The 10921-nt window shown below is 59.9% G+C and carries 11 protein-coding genes; 5 read left to right on the top strand and 6 right to left on the bottom strand.

The window, feature by feature from the left end:
* From hemA to AC1DXU_RS29435, 4 genes are all read right to left on the bottom strand, one after another.
* A partial coding sequence (gene hemA / locus AC1DXU_RS29450; RefSeq protein WP_477374605.1) for a 5-aminolevulinate synthase occupies positions 1-749 on the bottom strand: 749 nt, incomplete at its 3' end.
* Between the two features lie 134 nt (positions 750-883).
* Positions 884-1708, bottom strand: a complete 825-nt coding sequence (locus AC1DXU_RS29445; protein WP_477374603.1) for a universal stress protein — start codon at positions 1706-1708, stop codon at positions 884-886.
* A gap of 445 nt (positions 1709-2153) precedes the next feature.
* The gene (fixJ, locus tag AC1DXU_RS29440; RefSeq protein ID WP_477374601.1) at positions 2154-2768 is read right to left on the bottom strand and encodes a response regulator FixJ; all 615 of its coding nucleotides are present in this window, start codon (positions 2766-2768) and stop codon (positions 2154-2156) included.
* The gene (locus AC1DXU_RS29435) at positions 2758-4245 is read right to left on the bottom strand and encodes a PAS domain S-box protein (protein ID WP_477374610.1); all 1488 of its coding nucleotides are present in this window, start codon (positions 4243-4245) and stop codon (positions 2758-2760) included. The genes fixJ and AC1DXU_RS29435 overlap by 11 nt, the downstream gene beginning before the upstream one ends.
* 258 nt (positions 4246-4503) lie before the next feature.
* Here AC1DXU_RS29435 and AC1DXU_RS29430 point away from each other — a divergent pair, with 258 nt between their 5' ends.
* From AC1DXU_RS29430 to AC1DXU_RS29410, 5 genes are all read left to right on the top strand, one after another.
* Entirely contained in the window at positions 4504-5316 is an 813-nt protein-coding gene (locus AC1DXU_RS29430; RefSeq protein ID WP_477374608.1) for a universal stress protein, read from the top strand.
* The gene (gene mgtA / locus AC1DXU_RS29425; RefSeq protein ID WP_477374599.1) at positions 5316-7943 is read left to right on the top strand and encodes a magnesium-translocating P-type ATPase; all 2628 of its coding nucleotides are present in this window, start codon (positions 5316-5318) and stop codon (positions 7941-7943) included. Before AC1DXU_RS29430 ends, mgtA begins: the two co-directional genes overlap by 1 nt.
* 21 nt (positions 7944-7964) lie before the next feature.
* Positions 7965-8438, top strand: a complete 474-nt coding sequence (locus AC1DXU_RS29420; protein WP_477374597.1) for an NUDIX hydrolase — start codon at positions 7965-7967, stop codon at positions 8436-8438.
* Positions 8439-8501: 63 nt separating this feature from the next.
* Positions 8502-8771, top strand: a complete 270-nt coding sequence (locus tag AC1DXU_RS29415) for a DUF6455 family protein (RefSeq protein WP_477374595.1) — start codon at positions 8502-8504, stop codon at positions 8769-8771.
* Positions 8772-8827: 56 nt separating this feature from the next.
* On the top strand, positions 8828-9436 hold the full coding sequence (locus AC1DXU_RS29410) for a LysE family transporter (RefSeq protein ID WP_477374593.1): 609 nt from the start codon (positions 8828-8830) through the stop codon (positions 9434-9436).
* Positions 9437-9592: 156 nt separating this feature from the next.
* On the opposite strand, the gene AC1DXU_RS29405 is transcribed toward AC1DXU_RS29410, so the two are convergent.
* Positions 9593-10291, bottom strand: a complete 699-nt coding sequence (locus AC1DXU_RS29405) for a CBS domain-containing protein (RefSeq protein ID WP_477374591.1) — start codon at positions 10289-10291, stop codon at positions 9593-9595.
* A 131-nt stretch (positions 10292-10422) separates the two neighbouring features.
* Positions 10423-10890: a DUF2231 domain-containing protein gene (locus AC1DXU_RS29400; RefSeq protein ID WP_477374589.1), complete on the bottom strand. Its 468-nt coding sequence runs from the start codon at positions 10888-10890 to the stop codon at positions 10423-10425.
* Positions 10891-10921: the final 31 nt, after the last annotated feature.

Below are 10921 nucleotides of genomic sequence, written 5' to 3'. Positions count from 1 at the left end.
CCGAACGCCTTGGCCAGCGTGCCTTCGATGATGTCGATGCGGTCGGCCAGGCCTTCGCGCTCGGTGATGCCGCCGCCGCGCGGTCCGTACATGCCGACGGCGTGAACCTCGTCGATATAGGTCATGGCGTTGTAGCGCTCGGCCAGCTCGACGATCTGCCGGATCGGCGCGATGTCGCCATCCATCGAATAGACGCTCTCGAAGACGATCAGCTTGGCGCGTTCGCGGCCGGCCGCCTGCAGCAGGCTTTCGAGATGGGCGACGTCGTTGTGGCGGAAAATCTTCTTCTCGGCGCCCGAGCGCCGCACGCCTTCGATCATCGAAGCGTGGTTCAGCTCGTCCGAGATGATCAGGCAGTTCGGCAAAAGCCGCGCAATGGTCGAGATCGAGGCTTCGTTGGAGACGAAGCCCGAGGTGAAGACCAGGGCGGCTTCCTTGTCGTGCAGGTCGGCCAGTTCCAGCTCGAGCTCGACCAGCGGGTTGCTGGTGCCCGAAATGTTGCGGGTGCCGCCGGCGCCGGAGCCCATCTTGCCGGCTGCGGCCTGGAACGCGGCGATGACGTCAGGGTGCTGGCCCATGCCGAGATAGTCGTTGGAGCACCAGACGGTGATTTCCTCGGCGCGGCCGTTGGAGCGCCAGATGGCACGGGGAAATTTTCCGACGATCCGCTCGAGGTCGGCGAAGACGCGGTAGCGACGCTCTGCATGGAGCTGGTCGATCGCTTCTTCGAAGAACCGCTGATAATTCATGTCGACTTACCTTTGCCTATTGAGCATTCACTGATACCGCCGCGCCGCCCCCGCTGCCTGGACTGTGTAGCGGTTTGCGCGAAAAGCCGACCTTGATTCATATCAATATCAGGGGGCCTGAGATGTCTTTTGGCTCAGTTCGATATGAACCGATGCAGTGATCCGCTGCGCAGGACAGAACGCGTCACGCCGCCAAAGGTCATTTCCCGCACGCGGCTGTGGCCATAGCCACCCAGAACAATCAGATCGGCCGAAATCTCCTGGCCGATCCGGAGGAGCAGGTCCGCCGGTTCGGAGCGCCGTGCATCCAAGACTTCCGATCGCGCCTTTACGCCGTGTCGTGTCAGGAAGAGCTCGACGTCCGCAAGATCTTCGGCAGGTGTGGTGTCCCCGTTGTTCACGGTGGCGAGAACGACATCCGTGGCGGCGATCAGGAAGGGCAAGGCGTCGGCGACGGCGCGTCGCGCTTCCCGCGTGTCGTTCCATGCAATCAAGATGCTATCGGCCTTGATCGAGGCACGGGTCTCCGACGCCACAAGTATCGGGCGGCCGGCTGCCAGGATGAGACTTGCCGTGTCCAGGGTGCGGCGATGGTCGCTCACCAGGTCGATCGAAGGCGAGCCGGTTATGATCAGGTCGGCGGCACGTGCGTTGAGCGCAAGCTGGGCCGTCGGGTTCCCAATTTCGCCACGCCACGAGGCACGATTGCTGCCGCTGACGGTAGTAAGAAATTCTTCTTTCAAGCAGTCGAGGCGGCCTTCAATCTGCTCCACTTGAGCCCACATCGCCCTAGCCGAGGCCTGATTGTCGACGCCAGTTGGGATGACGAAATGAGGCTCGGCCGCACAGAAGCCGATCAGATCGGCATCATGCCGTTGAGCAAGATTCCACGCCATCGCGATACATGGCGCGGCGATGCCGTCCACGTCCAGCTGAACCATGATCGTTTTGAAAGCCATCGCGGCAACCCTTTTGCGTCGAAGCGAGCTAGCCACAACGGAAGGGCAAGGACCTTGATGCGTGTCAAACGCGGAGATGTCGTCCGACGGCGCCCAACTGATACGAAACGACGATCCGGCCGGTGCCGCAATGACTGACATCCGTCTTGCAGAAAATCGTATCGCGCAATTTCGGAAATGATCCAGATCAAAGCGCCCACCTTCGCTTTTGAGATCATTGCCCGATGTGGAACCCAATCCTAAGCGCACCGTCTGGTCGCGACCTCGAACTGGCCGTCTTCGACGAAGAGGGGGAGCACGCGCTCGTATTTCCTTGCATAAAGGATCGCGAAGGGTGGAGGAATGCCACCACCGGCGCTCGTGTTGACATTCGGCCGACCCACTGGCGCGACTGGGAGCCGGAACAGGCGAAGGCCCGATTTGACAAACCTCTCGAAGGCTCTCCCTAGGATCTGGATTCCACGATCAGCGCCATGCGCACAAGGTGTGACAGGCTGCCCGCGCCCATCTTGCTCATGACGTTGGCACGATGGATCTCGACGGTGCGCGGGCTGATTCCGAGGTCATAAGCGATCGTCTTGTTTGGCAGACCCGACACCAGCCCGTCTAGCACCTGCCGCTCGCGCTCTGACAAGGTCGACAGACGCCCGCTAATTTCCGCAGACTGCGGGTGCGCAGCATTGACCTGGTTGCGGTTGGCCAGCGCGGAGCGAATCGCGCCAATGAGCACCTCGTCGTCGAACGGTTTTTCGATGAAGTCGGAAGCGCCTTCCTTCATCGCCTGTACGGCAAGCGCCACATCGGCATGGCCCGTCATGACAATCACCGGAATTGTATGTCCACTTGTTCTGAGCTGGCGCAGGAACTCGATGCCGTCTATGCCCGGCATGCGCACGTCGGTGACAATGCAGCCGTCGAGATTGCTCTGTGCCGTCGAGAGAAAAGCTGTGGCCGATTCGTGCAAGCGCACAGCGAAGTCTGCTGTGGCCAGGAGAAAACCGAGCGACTTGCGAACATCGACGTCGTCGTCGACCACATGTACCAGATCGCTATCGGCCATTGGAGACCTCTTCTTTTCCCACGATGCGCAAGGTGAACCGAAAGGCGGTGCCCCCAGCCGGCACTGCCTCGGCCCATATGTGACCACCGTGCGATTCAACGATCGTGCGGCAAATGGAAAGGCCAACTCCCATGCCTTGCTTCTTGGTGGTTACAAACGGCTGGAAAAGTTGCGCCGCAACCTCCGGGGCGAGGCCTGGGCCGGTATCGATCACGCTCACCTCGGCCATCCCATCATCCCGGGCAACGGTTGTGACTTTCAATTCGCGGCGCGGCTCGCCCTGCATGGCCTCCACCGCGTTGCGCATCAGGTTGAGCAGAACCTGCTGAATCTGGATGCGATCGGTCAAGACCAGTTCGGCGGCGGGGTCAAGCTTGTAGCTGACGAGGACATTTATCTCCCTTGCGCCGACCAGCGCGAGCGACGAGGCTTCCTCGATCAGAGCCGGCAGTCGTTCAACCTGACGTTCACTTTCGCCCCTTGCAACAAAATCTCTCAGATGACGGATGACGTCGCCTGCGCGTAGCGCCTGCTCAGCTGCCTTGTCGACGGCATCCCGCAGCATGGGCGCGTTCTCTTCCGTGCTCTTCTCGAGCAGCCGACGGCTGCCCTTGAGGTAATTCGTGATCGCCGTCAGTGGCTGGTTGATCTCGTGAGCAAGCGTCGAAGCCATTTCGCCAAGCGCGGTAAACCGCGCCATGTGAAGGAGCTCCTGCTGCTGCTCCTGGATTCTCGCTTCTGCCCGGTGGCGTTCGGTCAGGTCGCGGCAAAAGCCGGTAAAGAAGCGGCCCGTTCCAGGATGCATCTCACCGACGGAAAGCTCCATCGGAAAAGTGGTACCATCCTTGCGCGCCCCGGTAACAGTGCGGCCGAGCCCGATGATCCGGCGTTCTCCCGTCGTCAGGTAGCGCAGCAGATAGGCATCATGCTCGTCGCGATAGGGCGAAGGCATTAGCATGTTGACGTTTTTACCAATGACCTCGCTTGACTGATATCCGAACAGCGTTTCGGCAGCCGTGCTGAAGGACTGGATCCGGCCTTGTTCGTCGATAACCACCATAGCGTCCGGCACTGTGGCCAGGATCGATCGCAAATGGTCCTCACGCAACCGAAGTGCGGCGTTTGCAAAGGACAGGTCGCTGACATCTGTGCCTTCAACAAAGATCGCGGTGATACGGCCATCGTCGGCCTTGATCGGCTGATAGACGAAATCCAGGATGCGTTCTTCGACCGGCTCGTCGACTTTGTTGCGAAGGCCGACCTTTACGCCCTGGCCCCTGTATGGCTCGCCGGTCGTGTACACGTGGTCCAGATGTTCGAAAAACTCATGTCCTTCGAGCTCGGGAAAGGCCTCCCGCACCGACTTTCCAATCACTTGCCTGTTGCCGATCAATCGCTGGTAGGCTGCATTGGTCAGGTCGAAAATGTGACCTGGCTCGCGGATGAGCGCAATAAAGCCCGGAGCCTGATCGAACATTCGTGACAAAAGTGATTTCAGCGTCGTCCCGCCGGGCGACAGACTGAGCTCTTCGTCTTTGATCACCTGAAGTTCCTAGGTTCGAGACGGTGCTACCAGGGCTAACTATCACTTCTCGCCGCACACGCAAAACGGATCGAAACCGGCGCTTTTTCAAACACAGATGCAATTGGCGGGTCCTTGATACGCATCAAGGCATCGGGCGCCGGCGAATGCGATTCATCATGCACTGCACCGTTTCAGCGAAAGGCACCCGCAATGTCCTACAAGTCAATCATCGTGAACCTCGCCATCGATGCGACTCCCGCACCCGTTGTGCGGGTAGGGGTCGAACTTGCCGAACGATTTGGAGCCCATCTTATTGGCTTGGCGGCAGCTGATGTCCCGCCGCTGGTCGCGACGGGCGATGGCATGGTCTACGAAGGCGAGGTCATGCAGATCCAGCGAACGGAAATCGAAATGCGGCTTGCGGAATTGCGTGCCGAGTTCGAGGATCTGGTGCCAGCTTCGATTACCAGTGAATGGGGGCAAGCGGTCTGCAGTCCGACCCGGTTCCTCAGCGTTTCGGCCAGAGCGGCCGACCTCATCGTCACCGGCGGCGTGGATGGAGACAACGTCTTTCGCGCCGTGGATATCGGCAGCCTCGCGCTCGGTGCAGGACGGCCAGTCCTGGTCACCGCGGGCAATATCGAGCATATCCGTGCAAAAACCGTACTGGTTGCCTGGAAGGACACCAGGGAGGCGCGGCGTGCCGTAACAGATGCACTGCCATTTCTGGCCAAGGCCAACGAAGTTGTCGTCGCCACGATAGACACCAACCGCGGCGAGGCCAGTCGTGACAGCCTCGACGACGTCACCACGTTTCTTGAACATCATGGTATCAAGGCGCGAACCGAACTGATCGCCGGCGAGGCCGACGGCGACCGGCTGCTGACATTCGCCCGCTCGATCCACGCGGACCTGATCGTCTCTGGCGCCTATGGCCATAGCCGCTTGCGGGAATGGGCGTTTGGCGGCGTCACCCGCACGCTGATCGAAGAGAGCAGCATCAATCGCTTCATGTCGTATTGATGATAGGCGAAGCTGACCAGCTATCCGTCCCGCCAGACGGTGCCTATTGGTCGATCGAGACCAATGAGCTCCTGCGCCGCCTCGAGGCATCTGCCTCGGGCCTGGCTGGTTCCGAGGCGGCATCGAGGCTCGCAAAATTCGGCCGAAACACACCGGTGTCGAGGTCAAGCACGTCGGCCCTGATCGTGTTTGCCCGCCAGTTCCGTAGCCCGCTGGTCCTGATCCTCATTTTCGCGGCCAGCGTGTCAGCCTTCGTTGGAGAGGGCCAGGAGGCTACGATCATCGGTGCGATCGTGCTGGCAAGCTGCATCCTGAGTTTCACTCAGGAGTATGGTGCGTCCCGGGCAACCGAAGCACTGAAACAGCGCATCTCGCGCAGGGCAATAGTGTTGCGTGATAGTGCCGAGTGTTCGATTGCTGCCGAAGATATCGTGCCGGGCGACTTGATCCGCCTCTCTGCCGGAAACCTCATTCCTGCGGACGGTATTATTCTGGATGCGCGCGATTTCAATGTCAGCGAGGCCGTGCTGACCGGCGAAACCTTTCCCGTTGTGAAGGCACCGGGACGGTCGGCGCCCGACGCCTCCGTCGCACAGCGTAGCAATGCCGTTTTCACCGGCACTTCGGTCCGCAGCGGCACTGCAACCGTGCTTGCGGCAGCGACCGGCGCCAGCACTGAATTCGCATCGATCGCTGCGGCCCTGGAGCGCCAAATCCCCGAAACCGGGTTTGCCCGGGGCATAAGACATTTCGGCTATCTGATGACCGAGATCATGCTGGCGATTGTCATCCTGGTGTTCTTCGCCAACCTGATGCTGCATCGACCGCTGATGGAATCGCTGCTGTTTTCGCTCGCACTTGCGGTTGGTCTTACGCCGGAACTCCTGCCGGCCATCATCAGTGTGACCCTGGCTAGAGGGGCTCGCGCGATGGCTGCCAACGGCGTCATCGTGCGCCGTCTCGACGCCATCGAGAATCTGGGCAGCATGGATGTGCTGTGCACCGACAAGACTGGCACGCTGACGGAAGGCGTGATCCACCTCGACCGGTGGCTTGATGTCGACGGCAATCCGTCAACCGACGTCCTGCTTTGGGCACGTCTCAACGCGACCCTGCAGACCGGGCTGAAGAACCCGCTGGACGAAGCGATCGCCGGCGCGCCGGGCGAGGGCGCATCCTCGGCCGCTTTCACCAAGGTCGACGAGATCCCCTATGATTTCATTCGCAAGCGCCTATCCGTTGTTGTGCGGACCCGGGATGCGGAAGATCTCCTGATCACCAAAGGCGCCGTACTGAATGTCCTCGCGACGTGCGGCTTCGTCAGCACGGCGAAAGGGCTGGAACCCCTCGATGAGAGTCAGCGTGCGGCGATCGATGAAAAATTCCGGCGCTGGAGCGCGGACGGCTACCGCGTTCTGGGCCTGGCGATCCGTCGATTTGAGAGCCGGAAAACGTTCAGCAGGAAAGACGAAATCGATCTCGTCTTCGCGGGCTTCCTGCTTTTCCTCGACCCACCAAAGGAAGGCGTCAAGGAGACACTTGCCGAACTCGCCCATCGCGGCATCGCGGTGAAGGTCATTTCGGGCGACAACCGCTACGTTGCCGCACATCTTGCCCAGGCGGTCGGCCTGCACGCCAACAGGATCATGACCGGCGAGGAGCTTTCGAAATTGACCAAGAGCGCGCTCTTTGCGGGCGTGCAGCACACCGATCTCTTCGTTGAGATCGACCCCAACCAGAAGGAGCGCATCGTCCAGGCCTTGCGCAGCAGGGGCAATGTCGTCGGTTACCTCGGCGACGGCATCAATGATGCGCCCGCCCTTCATGAGGCAGACATAGGCATATCGGTCGACACCGCTGTCGATGTCGCGCGCGAAGCGGCCGATATCATCCTTCTCAAGCAAGACCTGGGCGTGCTCGTGCGCGGCGTCGACGATGGCCGCAAGACATTCGCCAATACGATGAAATACATATCAATCACCACCAGCGCCAATTTCGGCAACATGATCAGCATGGCTGTAGCCTCGTTGTTCCTGCCTTTCCTTCCGCTTCTGGCAAAGCAAATCCTGCTCAACAATTTCCTTTCAGACGTTCCTTCGCTCGCCATCGCAAGCGACAACGTCGATACCGACCAATTGCGCCGTCCTCGCCACTGGGACATCCAATTTGTGCGACGGTTCATGATCAGCTTTGGCCTGGTCAGTTCGTTGTTCGACTTCGCGACCTTCGCGTTCCTTCTGTTTTTCGCGCATGTCACGGAGGCGGCATTCCAGACCGCCTGGTTTGTCGAGTCGCTGCTGACGGAGCTTGCCATCGTGCTCATTGTGCGCACGCACAGGGTTTTCTGGGCGAGCCGTCCAAGCCCGTTGCTTGCCTGGCTTACATTGGGTGTCGGGGTTGTCGCGATCATGATCCCCTATCTGCCGTTTGCAGCCTGGTTCGGCTTCGTACCCTTGGCGCTGCCGGTGCTTGCCGGGCTTGTCGCAATCACCGCGCTCTATCTGCTGGCCTCCGAGGCGACCAAGCGCTGGTTTTTCAGCCAAGAGAGCCGCCAGTCGCACCGGAAGAGGGCGGGGCACCTGATCGACCGAGGGCCCAAGCCTCATGCGGCCTGTCCGAGATCGTAGGCGCTTGGGGAGGCTTGAGCGATGATGAAAAGGAGCGCGGGCATTCTGCCCTATCGTAGATCGACCAAGGCGCTGCAGGTGCTGCTCGTCCATCCTGGCGGCCCATTCTGGCAAAGCCGCGATCTTGGCGCCTGGTCCATCGCCAAGGGCGAGTACGACGAGGGCGAGCTGCCGGAAGCCGCGGCGCGGCGCGAATTCGCGGAAGAGACAGGCTGGGAGCCCAACGGGACCCTGCTCAATCTGGGTGAGTTGCGCCAGCGAAAGAGCAAGGTCATCACTGCTTTTGCGCTGGAAGGCGATTTCGATACCACGACGTTGCGCAGCAACATGTTTGAGATGGAATGGCCTCGACGCAGCGGCCGCAAGCAGTCTTTTTCCGAGGTGGATCGCGGTGAATGGCTGGATCTAGACCTGGCCCGGCAAAAACTGCTTGCCGGTCAGCGGCCCTTTCTCGACCGCCTTGTCGCTTCGGTTTTGCGCCACACAGCCTGTTGATCGAGATCAACGCCATCGGCCACCAACAGTGGCAAGGATGGCCAGCAGGCAGGAGTGATCAACATGACCTTTCTCGATTACCTGATTTCGGTTGACGCCAGAACCGCTTTGATGGGTCGCATGATGCAGAAGCTCGGCGTCGACAAACAATTGAAATCGGTGGCGGATCACGCGGGCGTCACCAATCGGGCTGTGGACCGCTGTCGTTCCTGCGGGCACCAGGATGAATGTTCGACCTGGCTTGACGAACATCAGCATGCCGATGTTCCGCCAGACTACTGCCGTAACAGCGACCTGATCGCACGACTGCAGCACGCAGCCGGTCAAAGGTAGTACATCGAGCAGATCAGCCTTGAGGATTTCGTGCCGTCCGTGTCTTGACGGAGCCAATGCAAACCGACTTTTTGCAGTTGATGGGTTTTCATCCCACAGGATCAGGCAGTTTGGACACTCTATTTATTCTAGAAGCATCTCTGCTCTTTGTCGCGCCAGGGCCAACCAACGCCCTTTTGATGGCGGGGGCAGTCAAACGAGCGAATGCGATCAAGCTTTTGGTCGCTCAGGCATGCGGATACGGGATCGCATCCGCATGCTGGTTTTCGCTGCGTCCCGTTGTGTCGCCGGATGCCATTCAAATCCTTAGGCTGGTTGCAGCCGCGTGGCTCGTGTTTCTTGGCCTACGTCTGACGGCGGGCGCTCGGATCAACGCGTCCCAAAACGGCGACGCCATATCTGTTGCGGCGACCAGTGCCCTGAACCCGAAGGCCTTTGTTTATTGCCTGGCTATCGTGCCGATCAACATCAACATTGAACCGCGCGCTCTGGGGATCTTCTGGGTTGCGCTCCTGGTGATGACAGCCGCCACCGGATCGGTGTGGCTTTTGCTAGGTCGGCGCTTCAGCGAAGGCAAAAGAATGGCAGAGAGAGTCACGGGCGCAGCGCTTGTCGCATTCGCCCTGATGCTTCTTCGGCCATTGATACTTCTAGCCGCGATCTGAGTGCGGCGAAGCCTGCGCGAACTGTCGGCTGGCAATGAAAACCGACCGCAGGTGGAGGCGCGACCTGTTTTGCCGCTGGGCCGATCCTCGAATGCGACGTTATAACCCGGTGGCACGGCGGCTCGCGATATCAACTCGGTGTTGGTCCTGCCACCGCTACGAAACAAGGATGGCGGACACGGGATCGGCGCAAAAGAGATGGTCCTCGACCGCTTTGACGCCGGCGACGTTTTCGGCCGCAACAATGGCCGCCTGGCGCTCACGTTCGTCGAAGATGGCGCCGGTCAGTTTCACCACGCCATTGTTCACCGTCACGTTGATCAAGTCCTTGCCGGCCCATTTCTGCGCCGCTAGTTCGGTCGTGATATTCTGCCGAATCTGTTCGTCATCGATGGCTGCAGGGGCGGCATCGGGAAGGACGCTGAGCAGTGCCCGCAGAAGATCAGAGCGGGTGATGATACCCACGACTTTCCCATCGTCAACCACCGGAATGCGTTTGATGTGGTGACGCGTCATGAGCTCGACGATCTCGGCCAGCGATGCGGTGGGGGAAGCCGTGACGACATCTTGCGACATCACCTCGTCGATCCGTCGCCCATTGGCGTGGACATATTCATCGGCGGCTTTTCCGGGGCTGACGAGAAACTCCAGCCAGCGCGAGCGCTTGCGCTGCGTGCCCAGTTCCCCGCGACGCAGGAAATCGCCCTCGCTGACCATCCCCACCAGGGTGCCGTCGCCGCGAATGACGGGAAAGCCGCTGATCTTTCTGAAGAGCATCAACCCGGCCGCCTCGGCGATCGATGCGGACGGGTCTATGCCGACGACCGGCTTGCTCATTATGGCTTCGGCTTGCATGTTCGCTCTCCGGAGTTTGCCAAACCTCCGGCTTCTTAGAATTCCCATGCATCAAGCGCCTTGATCTGAATCATTTTGCCATCAAGGCAAATGGTCCAAATGTGGGGTTGCGAATGACGGGCGCCTGCCGGTCAACCAGCGATCGCGGTCTTGGAGACATTCACGCCAAGTTCGTAGACAAGCAGTCCACCATAGTAGGCCGTCGCAGTGACCAGCACCGCTCCGCAAACTTCAATCAGAGGAATGGCGATCGATACCGTTCGAAACTCGCGATTCCGGATCCAGAGTGCGAGCCTTACAAGTCCCCAGGTCAGGAAGGCAAAGGCGGTAATACCCCCCAGGCTTTCGTGGACTTCCGCGATGTCGCTGCTGAAGCCGGCCGCTTCGGCGTGATCCAGGGCAAGACCACCGAAGAACCAGGTCCCAATGGCGAACACTCCGGCAGCCAGGGCCACAAAAGTTGAAATCGTGCCGGCGCCCGATTTCCTGGTGACGGCGTTGCCGCCAGCCAAAGCCACAAGGTCGATAGCCGCAAGCGTGTAGATCAGAACAATTGGGAAATGAACAAGAACGGGGTGGATGTGTTGAATGGGGATCACGAAAACGCTCCAGAAATTGGTAGGTACTTTG

Source organism: Mesorhizobium sp. P3_A10 (assembly GCF_056403175.1).
This window is presented reverse-complemented; position numbering and strand designations above follow the sequence as displayed.

Bases quoted from the DNA above. Each gene is read 5' to 3' on its own strand.
- AC1DXU_RS29445 (WP_477374603.1), bottom strand. From the start codon at position 1,708: ATGGCTTTCAAAACGATCATGGTTCAGCTGGACGTGGACGGCATCGCC.
- fixJ (WP_477374601.1), bottom strand. From the start codon at position 2,768: ATGGCCGATAGCGATCTGGTACATGTGGTCGACGACGACGTCGATGTT.
- AC1DXU_RS29435 (WP_477374610.1), bottom strand. From the start codon at position 4,245: ATGTTCGATCAGGCTCCGGGCTTTATTGCGCTCATCCGCGAGCCAGGT.
- AC1DXU_RS29430 (WP_477374608.1), top strand. From the start codon at position 4,504: ATGTCCTACAAGTCAATCATCGTGAACCTCGCCATCGATGCGACTCCC.
- mgtA (WP_477374599.1), top strand. From the start codon at position 5,316: ATGATAGGCGAAGCTGACCAGCTATCCGTCCCGCCAGACGGTGCCTAT.
- AC1DXU_RS29420 (WP_477374597.1), top strand. From the start codon at position 7,965: ATGATGAAAAGGAGCGCGGGCATTCTGCCCTATCGTAGATCGACCAAG.
- AC1DXU_RS29415 (WP_477374595.1), top strand. From the start codon at position 8,502: ATGACCTTTCTCGATTACCTGATTTCGGTTGACGCCAGAACCGCTTTG.
- AC1DXU_RS29410 (WP_477374593.1), top strand. From the start codon at position 8,828: ATGCAAACCGACTTTTTGCAGTTGATGGGTTTTCATCCCACAGGATCA.
- AC1DXU_RS29405 (WP_477374591.1), bottom strand. From the start codon at position 10,291: ATGCAAGCCGAAGCCATAATGAGCAAGCCGGTCGTCGGCATAGACCCG.